The organism is Caenispirillum salinarum, assembly GCF_044803115.1.
GTDB lineage: Bacteria > Pseudomonadota > Alphaproteobacteria > Rhodospirillales > Rhodospirillaceae > Caenispirillum > Caenispirillum salinarum_A.
Map to the genome: position 1 here is coordinate 2,226,753 of NZ_CP085224.1, position 16,872 is coordinate 2,243,624.

Genomic DNA, 16,872 nt, shown 5'->3' on the forward strand with positions numbered 1-16,872 from the left:
GCGGTTGTCACAGAATGTGCGGGTGTGGGACGCGCCGCGCCCACGAAAACAGCGGAATTTGGGGCGCGGCCACAAGCGCGTCAGCGCTCCACCGCGCCCGTTCAGAACCGATCCAGCCCCAGCCCCCGGATGTCGATCTCCGGTTCCCGGCCCGAGACCAGGTCGGCGATGACGCGCGCCGAGCCGACGCTCATGGTCCAGCCGAGCACCCCGTGGCCGGTGTCCAGCACCAGGTTTTCCCATGGCGTGCGGCCCAGGATGGGCACCGAGTCGGGTGTCTTGGGGCGCAGGCCGCACCAGCGTTCGGCGTGGTCGAAGTCGCCGGCCTTGGGGAACAGCTTCCTCGCATGCCGCACGATGGTTTCCGCCCGGCGCTCGCGCAGCGTCTGGTCCCAGCCGGCCAGTTCGGCGGTGCCGGCGCAACGCAGGCGGTCGCCGAGGCGGGAGTAGACCATCTTGTAGCTGCCGTCGATCACCGACACCGTCGGCGCGCCCGGTGCGTTGCCGGCGCCGGGCTCCGCCACGGGCACGGTGATGGAGTAGCCCTTGGCGGGGTAGACCGGCAGCTTCAACCCGGCGGTGCGCGCGACGAAGGGGCTGTAGCTGCCCAGCGCCAGCACGTAGCGATCCGCGGTCAGCACGCCCGCATCCGTGCGCACGCCCGTTATGCGGCGGTTGGCGCGGTCGGTTTCCAGCCCCTGGACGGAGACGCCGAAGCGGAACTCCACGCCCAGCGCCTTCGCCATTTCCGCCAGACGCACCGTGAACAGGTGGGCGTCGCCGCTTTCGTCCTCGGGGAAGTGGATGGCGCCGGTCAGGTCATCGGCCACATGGGTCAGCGCGGGTTCGGTGGACAGCATGTCGGCGCGGTCCAGCACCCGGCTTTCCAGGCCGTTGGCGCGGGCCTGATCGGCCATGTGGTGGCCCTCGGCCAAGTCCTTTTCGGAGCGGAAGACGTGCAGGATGCCTTGCAGGCGCTCGTCGTAGGAAATGCCGGTCTCTTCGCGCAGGGCCTTCAGGCTGGCCCGGCTGTAGAGCGCGATGCGCAGCGCGCGTTCGGTGTTCAGGCGCTCGCGCCCCGGCGTGCAGTTGCGCAGGAACCGCGCGAGCCAGGCCCACAGCGCCGGGTCCCACCGCGCCCAGCGGAAGACGAGCGGCGCATCGGGGTCGCCCAGCCACTTCAACGCCTTCCACAGCGTGGCGGGAGACGCCCAGGGCTCCACATGGCTGGCCGAGATCTGGCCGCCGTTGGCGAGGCTCGTTTCCAGGCCGGGGCCCGGCTGGCGGTCGATCACCGTCACCGCGTGGCCCGCCTTGGCGAGATAATAGGCCGCCGTCGTCCCCACGACGCCGGCGCCCAGCACCAGCACCTTCACCGCGAACTCCCACTGTGGCTGAGGGCTTCCCTGCGTGCCCCTTATATAGACCGCTCCCGGCGGCTTGGCAAAGCGGGGCGGAAGCCGTTGAACGGCAAGCTTTCCGCCACCGTTTGCAACCGGCGCCCCGGGGCGTAGGCTTGGGGCAGGAACGACACCGATTGCGAGGGGAAGGAGACGCATCATGTTCACCGACACCGCCCTGCTGACGGTGGAGGAGATGGCCCGCGCCGACAAGGCGGCCGCCGCGCGCGGCGTGCCCTCTCTGCTGCTGATGGAAAGTGCGGGCATGGCGGTCGCCAACGCCATCCGCGCCCGCTTTCCGCGCCGCCCGGTGCTGGTGGCCTGCGGGCCGGGCAACAACGGCGGCGACGGCTTCGTCATCGCCCGCCTGCTGGCGCGCAAGGGGTGGCCGGTGACCGTGGGCCTGCTCGGCGACCCGGCGAAGCTGAAGGGCGACGCAAAGACCAACTTCGAGCGCTGGCGCGGCCCTGTGAAGACGCTCTGCGCCTCGCTGCTTGAGACCGGGCCGCTGGTGGTGGACGCCCTGTTCGGCGCCGGTCTCGCCCGCGACCTGGAGGGCGCGGCGCTGGACGTGGTGGAAGCGATCAACGCGCGCGGGCTGGACTGCGTGGCGGTCGACGTGCCGTCGGGCATCGACGGCAACACCGGCGGAATCCGGGGTGCGGCGCCGCGCTGCGCTCTGACGGTCACCTTCTTCCGCCGCAAGCCGGGCCACGTGCTCTACCCCGGCCGGGCGCACTGCGGCGAGACGGTGCTGGCCGACATCGGCATTCCGGCGGCGGTGCTGGGGGACGAGGTTTCGCCGACCGCCGCCGTCAATGGCCCGAACCTGTGGACCATTCCCGAGCCGGCGGCGGAGGATCACAAGTACCGCCGCGGGCATGCGGTGGTGGTCGGCGGCGGTGCCATGACCGGCGCCGGCCGGCTGGCGGGGCGCGGGGCGCGGCGCATGGGGGCGGGGATGCTCACCATTGCCGCCCCGGCGGAGGCGGGGGCGCTCTACCAGGGCGACGCGCCGGGCAACATCGTCAAGCCGGTGGAGGCCGCCGCCGACCTGTCGGCGCTGCTGGAGGACGAGCGCTACAACGCCGTCCTGCTGGGCGCGGGCGGCGGCAAGGGCGCGGTGCTGGCGTCCATGGTGCTGGCGGTCCTGAAGCTGGACCGGTCGGTGGTGCTGGACGCCGACGCGCTGACCAGCTTCGCCGACGACCCCGCCATGCTGTTCGAGGCCGTGCAGGGGCCGACGGTCTTCACGCCCCACACCGGGGAATTTTCCAAGATCTTCCCGGACCTTCAGGGTGACAAGCTCGTGAAATCACGGGAAGCGGCGAAACGATCGGGCGCCGTGGTGGTTCTGAAGGGGGCGGACACCGTCATCGCCGGCCCCGACGGCCGCGCGGTGGTCAACACGGCGGCGCCGCCGACGCTGGCGACGGCCGGCAGCGGCGACGTGCTGGGCGGCATGATCCTCGGCCTCATGGCCCAGGGCATGGGCCCGTTCGAGGCCGCCTGCGCGGGCGTCTGGCTGCACGGCGTGGCGGGCGCGGTGCACGGACCGGGGCTGATCGCCGAAGACATTCCCGATGCCCTGCCGGCCGTGCTCGCGGCCTTGTGGGATGACGGGAATGAGGAATAACATTAGGTTAATCAGAAACGTAGACCCGCCGGGCCCACCGGCGGCACAGGACACGGCAAGCGGGGGACCATGACCGAGCAGACGGCGCCAAGCTTCTTTGAGCGGCTGAAAAACCTGACCACCCTGTGGCGCGACTATTCGTCCGCGCGCGGCGAGGCGCTGCCGCCGCTCAAGCCCGACCTGCCAGATGACGACGTGGAGAAGGTCCGCGCCCAGATGCAGGCCTGCCTGGAGGGACGCGGCGGCGACGTGTCCGCCCGCGCCCGCGCCGCCGAGCTGGGGCGCGCCTTTCTCAGCCTGGACGACGCGGGGCGCGAGCGGTTCCTGCGCATCATGGCCGGCGAGTTCGACACCGACCACGACGCCGTCATCGCCTGCTGCGACGCACTGGCCAAGGCCGATACGGTGGAGGCCCGCGACCGGGCGGAACAGGCCCTGCGCGCCAGGCTGGAGGCACCGCGCGTCAACCTGCTGACCCAGTTCAACGCCCTGCCAGACGGCGTGAAGTTCCTGGTGGACATGCGCGCCCAGCTTCTGCCGCTGGCGCGGAAAAGCTATGATCTGAAAGGCCTGGAGGGCGACCTGAAGGGGCTGCTGATGTCGTGGTTCGACGTCGGGTTCCTGGAACTCAAGCGCCTGACATGGTCCAGCCCGGCGGTGGTGCTGGAAAAGATCATCGCCTACGAGGCCGTGCACACCATCCACGGTTGGGGCGACCTGAAGAACCGCCTGGACAGCGACCGGCGCCTGTATGCCTTCTTCCATCCGCGCATGAAGAACGAGCCGCTGATTTTCGTCGAGGTGGCGCTGGTCAACGGCATGGCGGGCCACATCCAGCCGCTGCTGGACACCGATGCGCCGGTGCAGGACCCGGCGGCGGCCGACACGGCCATCTTCTATTCCATCAACAATGCCCAGCGCGGCCTGGACGGCATCAGCTTCGGCAATTTCCTCATCAAGCGCGTGGTGGAGGAACTGAGCCACGAATTCCCCAACCTCAAGACCTTTGCGACGCTCTCGCCCATCCCGGGCTTCCGCAAATGGCTGGACGGCGTGCTGGCAGAGGGCGAGCCGGGCCTGCTGACGGCGTCGGAGCGCAAGGTCCTGACGGCCGCCTACAGGCAGCGGATCGGCGAGGCCGCCGCCGCCATGGCGGGCGCCGAGGCGGGCGAGGGGCCGGCCGAGGGCGAGGCCGCCAACGCCAATGTCAACGGCGATGTGGTGGCCGGCGGCGGCAAGGGCAGCCTGAAGGCGCTGCTGGCGCGGCCGGACTGGCACACGGACCCGGTGGTGGAACAGGCCCTGCGCGGCCCGCTCCTGCGTCTGGGCGCCCGTTATCTGGCGCAGGAAAAGCGCGTGAAGAACGAGGGCGACACGCCCCGCGCCCTGGACCCGGTGGCGCACTTCCACCTGTCCAACGGCGCGCGGGTGGAGCGCGTGAACTGGCTGGGCGACACCTCGGCCAAGGGCCTGAAGCAGTCCTGCGGGATGATGGTCAACTACCTGTACAAGCTCAACGAGATCGAGAAGAACCACGAGCAGTACAAGGGCCAGGGCAAGGTCGTCGCCTCCAGCGCCGTCAAGAGCATGGCGAAGGAGTAGGCGGAACGCGGCGGAGGCGGGGACGTTGATCCTGCCGCCTTCCTTCGCAGGCACGGGCGGCAGCAGAAGGCGGCGCTTGCGAACCCCGACCAGAGCAATCGGGATTCGTGGCGTCGCAAGGTCTCAAGGGATGGTGCAGGACGCCATGGCGGACGGCCCCGCACCTTCGCCTAGGGTCGGGTGCCGATCATGGCGCGGTAGGCGTGCCAGGAGGCATGGCCCACCAGCGGCACGGCGATGGCGAGGCCGATGAAGAACGTGGCCATGCCGACGATGGTGATCAGCGCGATCATGGCCGCCCAGCCGATCATCACCTTGGTGTTCTTGCGGGTTGCCTCGACGCTGGCGGCCATGGCGTAGATGGCGGAGACGTCGCGATCCAGCATCATGGGCAGGGCGACCACCGAGATGGAAAATGCCAGCCACGCCAGGGCGCCGCCGACGGCCGTGCCGACGATGAGGAACAGCGGCGCCTGCGGAGCCAGCAGGACCTCGATCAGGAAACTGTCCAGGGCCGGCGGACGCTCGTTGTAGAACACCGCGAAGATCAGCAGCGCCAGCATCAGCCACGTCAGGTACAGGATCAGCAGCACCAGGCCGTAGGACGCCAACTGGATCGGATTGCGCCGGAAGGCCGAGATGCACACGCCGGCACGCACCGTCTCGTTGGCCTCGCGGCGGCGGCTGGCCTCGTAGATACCGACGGCCAGGACCGGCGCGATCAGCATGAAGCCGCCGACCAGCGGCAGGATAAGGCTCTGCATGCCCATCTGTTCCAGCCCCAGCACCAGGGCGTAGCCGCCGACGGTGAACAGCAGGCCGTAGAACAGGCTGACGAGGGGATTTGCTCTGAAGTCCCGCCAGCCGGCCGCCAGCCACAGGGTCGACTGGTCGACGGTGACGCGGCGGATGTCCGGGTAGGGCTGGCCTTCCAGCCAGGCGTCGTCGTCTCGGCGGGGGTGGTGTGAATCCGGGTGGCTTGTAAGGGCGTTCATGGGCAGTCTCCCCACTGGAATGCCGGGTGCGGCGGGTCGTCCGGTCGTGTATACGCCGGCTTCTTTCGGTGCAGGTACCGCACTCCCTGTAACGCAAGAGTGCCCATATCCCGTTTCAGAATAAATGAATATTCCGATTCCGGACTTTCGCGGATGCGGTAAGTCCCTAATATCGCCCAAAAGACAGCGGAATGCGTCAGCCCGCGAAGAAGTGTATGCACCTTCGCATACAAGGCTTTTTACAGGTGAAGTGCTTGCGTGGCGCCCGTCGCCCCTAAGGTACGGCTCCTGCCGCCACCATGGATCATGGCGCGGAGTCCCGTTGTTTTTTGTGCGCGGGGGCGCCATCATGTATCCGACACGCCAGCGCGGGTATTGCCCCGAAGCGCGATTCGGGGCGGCGAGACGGCGACGCAGGAAGGGAAGGACAGCGCGACGATGACCGACTCGGGACGTAGGACAAGAAAGTGGCTGACGGCCGGCATCCTTGCTCTGGTGGCGGCGGGGTTCTACCTCAGCGCCTTCATGCTGCTGACCGACTGACGCGCGGGACGGAGGAAGGGCCACCGCCATGGACACCGCGACGACGCTGCCGCACGTCAACGCCACCCTCAACGCCATCACCATCGTTTTCCTGATCGCCGCTTTCTGGCTTATCAAGCAGAAGCGGATCGAGGCACACCGCCGGGCCATGCTGGGGGCGCTGACGGTGTCGGCGCTGTTTCTGGCGTCGTACCTGGTCTATCACTTCACCGCGCCCATCTTCGTCTTCCGCGGCGAAGGCCTGGTGCGCCCGTTCTATTACGCGCTGCTGATCAGCCACGTAATCCTGGCCGCCCTGGCGACGCCGCTCATTCTGGTGACCGCGTGGCGCGGGCTCAAGCGTACCGACGCGCGCCACCGCGCCCTGGCCCGCTGGACGTGGCCGGTGTGGATGTACGTGTCGGTTTCCGGCGTGGCGGTCTACGCCATGCTTTATCACGTCTATGCCTGATCCATCCCGTCATCCGCCCCAATCCGAGGACACGCCGCCCCCATGACCAGGACCAGCGCCGCCGTTTCCGCCGCCGCGCCCGCGATGGACGATACCGCTGGAGGATTGCGGCGGGAGCTGTACGGCTGGGCGGGCCTGAGCGTGGCGGCGCTGGCCGTGGCAGGCCTGTTCGTGCTGCTGATCGTGCCGGCGCGGACCCCGGTGGTGCAGGACCTGCTGCCGTGGGACCCCAACCTGTTCTTCCGTCAGGCCCTGGTGACGCACGTGGTGTTTTCCGTCGTCATCTGGTTCCTGGGCGGCCTGGGGCTGCTGTGCGTCATGGCGACCGAGCGCCTGGCGGATGCCCGTCTGGGCGGGCAGGTGCGCGCGCGTGCTCTTGGGCCGGCCGGGCTGTGGCTGACGGTGCTGTCCATGCTGATGCTGGTGGCGGGGACGCTGGCCGGGGCGGGGCGGCCGTCACTCAACAACTATGTGCCCGTGCTGGTGCATCCGCTGTACTACGCGGGGCTGGCGGTGCTGTTCACCGGCGTGGCGCTGCCGGTGGTCCGCCTGCTGGTGAACCTGGGCCCCCGCCTGAGTTCCGAGCCTGACCGCCTGCCCTGGGCGGTGGCGGCGGTGGGCGCGACCTACCTGATGGCGCCGGTGTGCTTTCTGCTGGCGTGGGCGGACCTGCCGCCGGGCCTGTCGCCGGAGGACTTCAACGAGCAGCTTTTCTGGGGCGGCGGGCATGTGCTCCAGGTTGTCAATACGGGCGTCCTGATGGCGGCGTGGCATGTCGTCATGCGCCAGACCCTGGACGCACCGCTGCTGCCGCGACCGCTGTTCCTGCCGGTGTTCCTGGCGCTGCCGGCCGTCGGGCTGTCCGGCGTGGTGACGCTGGTCGGCACCGATGCCATGAGCGGCATCTACTACCGCGCCTTCACCGACCTTTACCTCTATGCCCTGGTGGCGCCGGCCGCGGTGGCCTCGCTGGCGGTGGCGAACGCGCTGTGGCGCCGGCGGGCCGGCATCGATTGGACGGCGCCGGGCGTTCTCGGGTTGCTGCTGTCGCTGATCCTGTTTGGAGTCGGCGGTCTTCTGGGCTATGGCCTGGGCGAGGGCGACACGCGCACGCCGGCGCACTATCACGCCGTCATCGGCGGGGTGAACCTGTCGGTGATGGCTCTGTTCGCCGCCTGCGTGCTGCCGGCGCTGGGGCGCGGATTCGTCAAAGCCCGACCAGTGCGCTGGTTCCTCGGCCTGTATTTCACGGGCCAGCTCGTCCATTCGCTGGGGCTGTATGCCGCCGGCACCATGGGCGTGGCGCGCAAGACCGCCGGTGCCGAGCAGGGCCTTGATTCGGCACTGAAAATTGCCTCGATGGGCATCATGGGCGTAGGTGGCCTGGTCGCGGTGATCGGCGGCGTGATGTTCGTGTGGATGGCCGGCCGGCGGCTCTGGCCGGCAGGGCGCACGCGGCGCCTTGCCAATACCTGAGCGGCTGTGTCAGGCTAATTCCCAACGATACAAAGGGGCGGACGCATACAAAAAGCCCCGGTGGGAGGCCGCGCATGACCTGGAGAAGCTACCTGGAGCTTTGCAAGCTCCGCATCGGTTTCATGATCGCCGTGACCGCCATGGTCGGCTATGCCGCCGTGGCGGACGACCTGAACGTCGCGCACCTGCTGACGCTGGCTGTCGCCATGCTGCTGGGCTCGGCGTCCAGTTCCGTCTTCAACCATTTCTACGACCGCGACCTGGACGGGCTGATGCAGCGGACGGCCAAGCGTCCACTGGTGGCGGGATCGGCGTCGGGAGCGGGCATCGATCCGCGCCGCGTGCTGTGGTTCGCCGCGGCCCTGCTGGTGGCGGGCTGCGGGCTCGCCATGGCGAGCTTCAACTGGGCGGTGGCGCTGCACCTGTTCCTGGGCGCCTTCGTCTACGGCATCGTCTACACGGTGTGGCTGAAGCGGCGGACGTGGCTGAACATTGTCATCGGGGGGGCTGCCGGCAGCTTCGCCATCATGGCCGGTGCCGCGGCGGTGGACCCCGGCCAGTGGCTTCTGCCCACCATCATGGCCGTGTTCCTGTTCCTGTGGACGCCCAGCCATTTCTGGGCGCTCGCGATCATGCTGCGCGACGATTACGCCAAGGCCGGCGTGCCCATGCTGCCGGTGCTGGTGGGGGACGCGCGCACGGCCAAGGCCATCTTCATCAACACCGTCCTGCTGGTGGCCTCCAGCCTGCTGCCCTGGACGCTGGGGTACCTCGGCAACGTCTACGGCGTGATCGCGACCGCGTTCGGCATTCACTTCCTCTACAAGAATTGGAAGCTGGTGCGCGAGCCGGGCAAGCCCCTGGCGAAGAAGGTCTTCTTCGGCTCCATGAGCTATCTCACCGGCGTCTTCCTGGCCGTGGTGCTGGACAAGCACCTGCCGCCGCTGCCGTTCTGAAACCTGGCAACGCGGGGCGGCCGCTTGGGCCGCCCCGCGTTGCCTCAAGTCTGATGAATCGGCACGATGATCTCGACCGCATCGTTGCGGCCTTCGGGGCGCAGCAGGGTGCCGCGCGACTGACGGACAAGCAGGCGGATCAGGTGCCATCCCAGGCTTCCGCCGGCCTCTGTCGAGACTTCCTTTGGCAGGTCGAAGCCAAGGTCGACAATGGTCAGGCGCGCTACGTCACCCTTCGTATCGGCGGCAAGGCAGATCTTCGGTGCTCCGTGGCACTTGAAGGAATGGGCGGAAAGTTCGTGCAGGATCAGGACAAGAGGAAGCCCCTGGTCCGGGTCCATGGCGAAGGAGGCGACGTCGAGGTCGACGCTTTCCTCTGTGATCTCGTGCTGTAAACGAAGGCCGTTGACGAGAGACTCGATGGTCTCCTTCATCAACATGATCGGTCGTCCGTCCCGGAAACACAGGTTCGCATGGGCGGCGGCGAAAGCCTCTATCCGCGTCGCCAACTCGATCAGTTCCGCCTTCGCCGGCGCATCGGCAACAGCCCTGGCCCTGGCCTTCGTCAGGGCCGACACGGCCTGGAAGCTGTTGCCGATGCGGTGCCGCACCTCCTGCTCAAGCTCGCGGCACAGGTCCTCGACGGAACGGTGGGGCGGCTGATCTGCCATGAGGCGACCTTTCGTGACCATTGATGCGGAGGTCGCGTTCGACTTCGAGAATACGGCTCCGCCGGGACTGCCGTTGCGGCCGAACGCCTATTCCGACACCAGCACCGCCAGCGGGAAGTCCTTCAGCACCGTGTCCACGTCCAGGCCTTCGGTGCCCTCCAGCGCCTCGCCGGTGATGGCGTCGCGGAAGCGGCCGGCGACGGGCAGGGTGGTCGCCGCCCATTCCTCGGCCAGCGGCCAGCCCTCGTCGCCCTGCATGAGCGGGTTCACCAGGCGCGGCACGACGACCACCATGCGCGTATCTCCATGGCGGCGCTCGAAGGCCAGCAGATGTTCGGCGCGGCGGCCGGCGGGCTCGATGGCCGTGTAATCGGCACTGGCGAAAAACTCCGGCATGCGGCGGCGAAGCTGCAACAGCCGCCACGTCAGCAGGAGTTTCACCCGGCTGTCGGCCCATGTGTCCAGCAGTCCGCGCGCCACCGCGCCGAAGGGGCCGGGGGCGTCGAGCGTGCTTTTCATCTCGTCCAGCAACCGCGCGCGGGCCTCGAAGTCGACGGGGCGGCGGTTGTCGGGGTCGACCAGGCTGAACTCCCACAGCTCGCAGCCCTGGTAGGTGTCGGGCACGCCGGGGCAGGTGAGCTTGAGCGCCGCCTGCGCCAGCCCGTTCACCACGCCGATGCGGGCGATGCGGGCATGGAAGGCCTGGAAGTCTGCCAGGAACGGGTTGCGGCGGCGGCCGTCGAGGATGTGGCGCATCCAGCGCAGCACGGCCTCTTCATAGGGGCCGTTCTGCCGCGTCCAGGCGCTGCGCACCTTGGCTTCGCGCAGGGCTTTCAGCATGTAGCCCTCCAGCCGCTCGCGCAGGTCATCCAGTTCCTTCGCCTCGGCCGAACCCTCCGTCACGCCGTCCTCGGGGATCACGAGGCCCGGCGTCCAGACGCCCACCAGCACCTGATAGAACAGATACTCGTCGTTGGGGGCCGGCGCCATCTCGCCGTCGATCTCGGACTTGCGGCGGCGGTTGAGGTGCTCCCAGCGGCGCACGCGCTTGGTCCAGGCCTCCGACAGTTCCGACAGGGCGTTGATGCGCGCGCGCACGTCCTCGCCCCGCTTGGTGTCGTGGGTGGCCGACGACAGCATGGTGTGCGGCCAGGTCTTCGCCCGATCGGCCATGCGGTGGTGGAAGCTGCCCGGCGTGACGCCGAAGACGTCGGGGTGGCCGCCCACCTCGTTTAAGGAAACCAGCCTGTTGAAGCGGTAGAAGGCCGTGTCCTCCAGCCCCTTGGCCATGACCGGGCTGGTCACCTGCTGGGCCTTGCGGGCGAGGCGCAGCACTTCTGTCCGGGGGAAGGGGTCGCCCTTGCGCCGGCCGGCGTCGGTGGTAAGGATCGACCACAGATAGTCGAAAATGCTTTCGTCTGGGAACATGGGGTTCTTGCGGGCCTGCGCGATGGCCCACTCGATGTCCCGCAGGTCGTGCTGCGCCGGGCGGCGGCGGTCGATGTAGGTGCGGTAGACGGGGAAGCACGCCACCACCTCCTCCAGCGCCGAACGCAGGTCGCGGGGGGTGTAGTCGCGCGTGCGCCAGTCCCGTTCCGACAGGCGCGACAGCCCGTTGACCAGCACCTGAAGCTCCGACGCCAGTTCCTGGCGCATGACCTGATGCTTGGAGGTCTGGACGATGTCCTCGAAGTCGGTGCTTTCGCCGGTGAACCGGGCGTAGGTGCGCGTCATGCGCTCCTCCGCGCCGCCATCGACGAACAGCCCGCCGATCTCGTTCAGCGCCTCGTACCCCGTGGTGCCGGAACAGCGCCATTCGGTGCGCAGGTTCTCGTGGTGGCCGAGGATTTTCTCCACCAGCACATAGGTGTCCCGATCCAGCCCCGTCGCGGCGCGCGCCTTTTCCTGAAGGCGCTCCAGGTACCCCTTGGGGTCGAACAGGCCGTCGATGTGGTCGATGCGGATGCCGTCGATCCTGCCATCTCCCAGAAGCTGGAGGATCAGCTTGTGCGAGGCGTCGAACACGGCCGGCACCTCCACCCGCAGGCCCGCCAGGTCATTGATCTGGAAGAAGCGGCGGTAATTGATCTCGTCAGACGCCGTGCGCCAGTAGGCCAGGCGGTAGTGCTGCGCCTCCAGCAGGCGGTGCAGGGGCAGGAAGCTGGGCGGGTCTCCCGGCTTCCCCTGGAAGGCCGCCAGGGCCTCGGAAATGGCGTCGGCAAGGGCAGGCTGCTCGGCCAGCAGGGCGGCGAACTGCTCCTTCAGCCGTTCCGCCTTCTGGCGCCGCTGACCCTGGGCGCGGCTGGAGCGCACGGTGCGGCGCACCTCGCGGAAGCCCGCGACAATCTCTTCCATTTCCGCCAGCGCGGCGTCGGCCAGTCCGGCCTTGCGCAGCGCCGGCAGGACGACGGTGAAGATGCCGCCGTAGCGGTAGGGCGTGATGGGGAAGCGGTGTTCCCAATACCAGACGGAGAAGTTGCCCTGCGCGGCGTCGAGTTTCAGAACGAGGTGGCCGTCCTCCAGCACGCGGCCGTAGTGGTCGCCCAGGAAGGGCAGCAGCACCTTGCCCCGAAGCTCGGTCTTCATGGGGTGGAAGTCGATGTCGAAGAACTCGGCGTAGGGGCTGCCCTCGCCATACTCCAGCACGTCCAGCCACCACGGATTGTCCGCCTGCGCAACGCCCATGTGGTTGGAGACGAAGTCGGCGATCATGCCCATGCCGTGCTGCTTCAGGACATCGGTCAGGGCGGTGAAGTCCTCCTCCGTGCCGATCTCGGGGTTGAGCGCGCCGTGGTCGACGATGTCATAGCCGTGGGTGGAGCCCTCGCGCGCCTTCAGGAAGGGCGAGGCATAGACGTGCGTCACCCCCAGGTCCGCCAGGTAGGGCACCAGCGCGATGGCGTCGCGGAAGGTGAACCCGGCATGAAACTGGAACCGGTAGGTGGACGCGGGGACGACGGCGGGAGCGGTGTCGAGCGCGGGGGCCTTTCGGGTCATAGAGCACTCTCGATGGCCCAGACGACGGTCCAGGGATTGATGCCCCCGACCGGTGCCTCGGCGGTGTTGACGGTCCAGATGTTGCGCCCGTGGGGCAGCATGACATTGGAAACTTCGCGATCCGAAAGGTTGCAGACCAGCGACAGCCGCGTGCCGTCATCCAGGGGCCAGCGGGCGGCGATGACGCCGTCGGTGCCCATCTCCGCCCGTGCCCGGCCGCCCTGGATGCGCGACAGGCGGGGGACGATCTCGTGCTTGCGGACGCTGAGAAGGGCCTTGGTGAAGGCCAGCCGGTCGGCGTGGGCGGGGTCGTTCAGCTCTGCCCAGCTCAGGCGCGAGGCTTCCATGGTGGCGGGGTCCATGGGGTCGGGGATCTTTTCGCGCGCGGCGGGATCGCGGAACTCGGGGAAACTCTCGAATTCGGCACGGCGGCCGTTGCGCACGGCCTCGTGCAGGTCCTCGCCGAAGTCGCAGAAGAACAGGAAGGGCGTCTTCGAGCCCCATTCCTCGCCCTGGAACAGCATGGGAATCGCGGGCATCAGAAGGACGATGCTCTCGGCGGCCTGCACGGCCTCGGGGCTGGCGAGCATGTCGATGCGCTCCCCCATCGCCCGGTTGCCCACCTGATCGTGATTTTGCAGGAAGTTGACGAAGCTGGTCGGCGGCAGATGGGCCGACCGTTCGCCGCGGGCCTTGCCGCCGCGGTGCTCGCTGGGCTCGCCCTGGTAGGCGAAGCCTTCGGCCAGGATGCGCGTCAGATAGCCGGCCGGATCGGCGGCATAGTCGGCATAGTAGCCGCCGCCCTCTCCGGTCAGCAGGCAGTGCAGGGCGTGGTGGCTGTCGTCGTTCCACTGGGCGATGTAGTGGATGGGCAGGCGGTCCAGCCGATCCAACCGGTTGGCGGCGTTGTCGTCGTTTTCCAGCACCAGGTGGATGCGGCGCATGTCGTGGCCTTCGCGCGAATGCACGGCCTCGGCGATGCGGGCCAGGATATCCAGGTCGCGCGTGTCCTCGATGGCGTGAACGGCGTCCAGCCGCAGACCATCGAGATGGAATTCCTCAACCCAGTACAGCGCATTGTGGATGAAGAAGTCGCTCACCCACTTGCCGTGCGGCCCGTCGAAGGCGATGGCGGCCCCCCAGGGGGTGTGGCGGGAATGGTCGAAGAACTGATCCTTGGCGTAGGCGTGGATGTAGTTCCCTTCCGGCCCGAAGTGGTTGTAGACCACGTCCAGGAACACCATCAGCCCGCGCGCGTGGCAGGCGTCCACCAGGGCCTTCAGGTCGTCGGGACGGCCATAGGAGTCATCCGGCGCGAACAGGCCGACGCCGTCATAGCCCCAGTCCCGTTCGCCGGGGAAGGCGTTGACGGGCATCAGTTCGACCGCCGTGATGCCCAGGTCCACCAGATAGTCCAGCCTGTCGATGGCGGCGCGGAAGGTGCCCTCGGGCGTGAAGGTGCCGATGTGCAGTTCGTACAGCACCACCTCTTCCCAGGGGCGGCCTTCCCAGTCCTTGTCGGTCCAGGGGAAACCCATGGGGTCGATGACCTCCGACGGCCCGTGCACGCCTTCCGGCTGGAAGCGGCTGACGGGGTCGGGGACCTTCAGGCCGTCGGGCAGCTTCCAGCGGTAGCGGGTGCCTTGCACGACACCGTCCTCGAGGGTCTCGAACCAGCCGTCGTGACTGTCGTGCAGGTGAACCTCGCGCTCCGGTCCCGGCCCCTCGATGCACAGCGTGACCGCATCCACGCCCGGCGCCCACAGGCGGAAGCGGCAGCCGTCGGGGGTCAATTCGGCGCCGAAGGGCATGGGGTGATGGTCACGCATGGATACCGGTCTCCTTCGTCCTTGATGTCGGAACCGGCGGCCGCGCGCGGCGGCCGCCGTCACTGCCCTAGGAACGCTCGGGGGTCAGGAAGAGTGTCCCGAGCGGCGGCAAGGTGAGGTTGAGCGAGTAGGGCCGCCCGTGGTGCTCCACGGCGTCGGCTTCCAGGCCCTCGCCATTGCCGCAGTCGCTGCCGCCGTAGATGGCGGCGTCGGTGTTGATGCGCTGGCGCCAGAAGCCGCCGCAGGGCACGCCGATGCGGTACCCCTCGTGCGCCAGTGGCGTCAGGTTGGAAACCACCAGCACCCACTGCGGATCATCCACCTCGTCCTCCGGCCCCACCTTGCGCAGGAAGCTGAAGATGGAGTTGTCGACGTCCGACGCATCCACCCACTCGAAGCCCTGCCACTCGAAGTCGCGGTGGTGCAGGGCGGGCAGGGCCTTGATGGTGTGGTTGAGGTCGCGCACCAGCCGTTGCAGGCCGGCGTGCTTGTTGCCGTCCTCGATCAGGTGCCAGTCCAGGCCCTTGTCGTGGTTCCACTCTGCCCACTGGCCGAACTCGCCGCCCATGAACAGAAGCTTCTTGCCGGGATGCCCGTACATGAAGCCGTAGTAGGCGCGCAGGTTGGCGAACTTCTGCCACTCGTCGCCGGTCATCTTGCCGATCATTGAGCCTTTCCCGTGCACCACTTCATCGTGGGACAGCGGCAGCACGAAGTTCTCGTTGAAGGCGTAGAGCAGGCCGAAGGTCAGCTGGTTGTGGTGGTAGCGGCGGTGGATGGGGTCCTTGTTGAAGTACTGCAGGGTGTCGTGCATCCAGCCCATGTTCCACTTGTAGCCGAAGCCGAGACCGCCCAGGTACACGGGCCGGCTGACCATGGGCCAGGCGGTGGATTCCTCGGCCAGTGTCACGGCGCCGCGGCCCTCGGCGTAGATCAGTTCGTTCATGCGGCGCAGGAAGGCGATGGCGTCCAGGTTCTCGTTGCCGCCGTACTGGTTGGGAATCCACTGCCCTTCCTCGCGCGAGTAGTCGAGGTAGAGCATGGAGGCCACGGCATCGACGCGCAGACCGTCGATGTGGAAGTACTCGATCCAGAACATGGCGTTGGCGAGCAGAAAATTCTGCACCTCGCGCCGGCCATAGTTGTAGATCAGGGTATCCCAGTCCATGTGCATGCCCTGGCGCGGGTCGGCGTGCTCATAGAGGTGGGTGCCGTCGAAGAAGCCCAGGCCGTGGGCGTCGGTGGGGAAGTGGCCCGGCACCCAGTCGATGATGACGCCGATGCCCTCGCGGTGACAGACGTCCACGAAGTAGGCGAAGTCGCGCGGGTTGCCGAACCGGCTGGTGGGCGCGAACAGGCCGATGGGCTGATAACCCCACGAGCCGTCGAAGGGAAACTCGTGGACCGGCAGCACCTCGATGTGCGTGTAGCCCATGTCGCGCACGTAGGGCACCAGCGTTTCCGCCAGTTCCCGATAACTGTAGTAGCGGTTTCCGTCTTCGTGCCGCTTCCACGAGCCCAGGTGGACCTCGTAGATGCTCATGGGCTCGTGGAGCGTCTGGTTGTCCTTGAGCTTGCGCTCGCGCTCGGCGATCCAGTCGTGGTCCGTCCACTCAAGCTGCGGCGTGCCGTGGACGATGGACGACGTGGCCGGCGGATGCTCGCAATAGAAGGCGTAGGGGTCCAGCTTCAGCGGCAGCAGATGGCCGTGGGCGCCCAGGATCTCGAACTTGTACAGCTCGCCCACCGTCATGCCGGGCATGAAGATTTCCCACGTCCCGCACTCCTGGCGCAGGCGCATGGGATTGACGCGGCCGTCCCAGTTGTTGAACGGGCCGACCAGCGACACGCGCTTGGCGTTGGGCGCCCAGACGGCGAAGGAAATGCCCTTCACGCCGTCCATCTCGGTGGGATGGGCGCCCAGCTTCTCGAAGGCGCGCAGGTGGTTGCCCTCGGCCAGCAGGTGGACGTCCAGTTCGCCCAGCACGTAGCCGAAGCTGTAGACGTCATGGAACTCCACCGGCGCGCCGTCCTGGGGCGTGGCACGCAGGCGGTAGCGGAAGCGGTCCGTCCGGGCGCCGCAGACGCCGGCGAAGAAGCCGGCGTCGTGAATCTGTTCCAGCGGCGTCACTTCGGTGCCGTCGGCGGCGTCGATCACCGTGACCTCTTTCGCCCACGGCAGGAAGGCGCGCACCTCGACGGGCTTGCCGCCGCCCCCGTGCATGCCGAGGACGGCGAAGGGGTCGCCGTGGTCGCCGCGCACGATGGAGTCGATGGCGGGGCGCTCGACGGTCAAAGTCCTGGTCATGGTGTTCC

At 68.1% G+C, this 16,872-nt stretch carries 11 protein-coding genes; 5 read left to right on the top strand and 6 right to left on the bottom strand.

All coding sequences use genetic code 11. The features are described 5' to 3' along the window. Positions 1–101 precede the first annotated feature (101 nt). Complete coding sequence (locus tag LG334_RS10200) at positions 102–1,376, bottom strand: D-amino acid dehydrogenase (RefSeq protein ID WP_404385759.1); 1,275 nt, start codon at positions 1,374–1,376, stop codon at positions 102–104. 184 nt (positions 1,377–1,560) lie between these two features. Between LG334_RS10200 and LG334_RS10205 the strand changes: the two genes are divergently transcribed. Together LG334_RS10205 and LG334_RS10210 are read left to right on the top strand one after the other, a co-directional pair. Beyond that, complete coding sequence (locus LG334_RS10205; RefSeq protein WP_404385761.1) at positions 1,561–3,036, top strand: NAD(P)H-hydrate dehydratase; 1,476 nt, start codon at positions 1,561–1,563, stop codon at positions 3,034–3,036. A gap of 69 nt (positions 3,037–3,105) precedes the next feature. After that, positions 3,106–4,638 carry a malonyl-CoA decarboxylase gene (locus tag LG334_RS10210; RefSeq protein ID WP_404385763.1) on the top strand — a complete coding sequence of 511 codons (1,533 nt, stop codon included), beginning with the start codon at positions 3,106–3,108 and terminating at the stop codon, positions 4,636–4,638. A gap of 170 nt (positions 4,639–4,808) precedes the next feature. Here the strand turns inward: LG334_RS10210 and LG334_RS10215 are convergent, their stop codons facing one another. Further along, entirely contained in the window at positions 4,809–5,633 is an 825-nt protein-coding gene (locus LG334_RS10215; RefSeq protein ID WP_404385765.1) for a DUF2189 domain-containing protein, read from the bottom strand. Between the two features lie 571 nt (positions 5,634–6,204). Between LG334_RS10215 and LG334_RS10220 the strand changes: the two genes are divergently transcribed. From LG334_RS10220 to cyoE, 3 genes are all read left to right on the top strand, one after another. Next, positions 6,205–6,627, top strand: coding sequence for a DUF420 domain-containing protein (locus LG334_RS10220; RefSeq protein WP_404385767.1), 423 nt, complete (start codon positions 6,205–6,207; stop codon positions 6,625–6,627). A gap of 42 nt (positions 6,628–6,669) precedes the next feature. Next, positions 6,670–8,103 (top strand): cbb3-type cytochrome c oxidase subunit I, encoded by a 1,434-nt coding sequence (locus LG334_RS10225; protein ID WP_404385769.1) that lies wholly within the window; start codon positions 6,670–6,672, stop codon positions 8,101–8,103. A 74-nt stretch (positions 8,104–8,177) separates the two neighbouring features. Next, positions 8,178–9,059, top strand: coding sequence for a heme o synthase (cyoE, locus tag LG334_RS10230; RefSeq protein ID WP_404385771.1), 882 nt, complete (start codon positions 8,178–8,180; stop codon positions 9,057–9,059). Between the two features lie 44 nt (positions 9,060–9,103). On the opposite strand, the gene LG334_RS10235 is transcribed toward cyoE, so the two are convergent. From LG334_RS10235 to glgB, 4 genes are all read right to left on the bottom strand, one after another. After that, positions 9,104–9,730 (bottom strand): sensor histidine kinase, encoded by a 627-nt coding sequence (locus LG334_RS10235; RefSeq protein WP_404385773.1) that lies wholly within the window; start codon positions 9,728–9,730, stop codon positions 9,104–9,106. Between the two features lie 87 nt (positions 9,731–9,817). After that, on the bottom strand, positions 9,818–12,727 hold the full coding sequence (gene treY, locus LG334_RS10240) for a malto-oligosyltrehalose synthase (RefSeq protein ID WP_404385775.1): 2,910 nt from the start codon (positions 12,725–12,727) through the stop codon (positions 9,818–9,820). Further along, positions 12,724–14,556 (bottom strand): malto-oligosyltrehalose trehalohydrolase, encoded by a 1,833-nt coding sequence (treZ, locus tag LG334_RS10245; protein ID WP_404385777.1) that lies wholly within the window; start codon positions 14,554–14,556, stop codon positions 12,724–12,726. Before treZ ends, treY begins: the two co-directional genes overlap by 4 nt. A gap of 67 nt (positions 14,557–14,623) precedes the next feature. Next, positions 14,624–16,864: a 1,4-alpha-glucan branching protein GlgB gene (glgB, locus tag LG334_RS10250; protein ID WP_404385779.1), complete on the bottom strand. Its 2,241-nt coding sequence runs from the start codon at positions 16,862–16,864 to the stop codon at positions 14,624–14,626. Between the last annotated feature and the right edge of the window lie 8 nt (positions 16,865–16,872).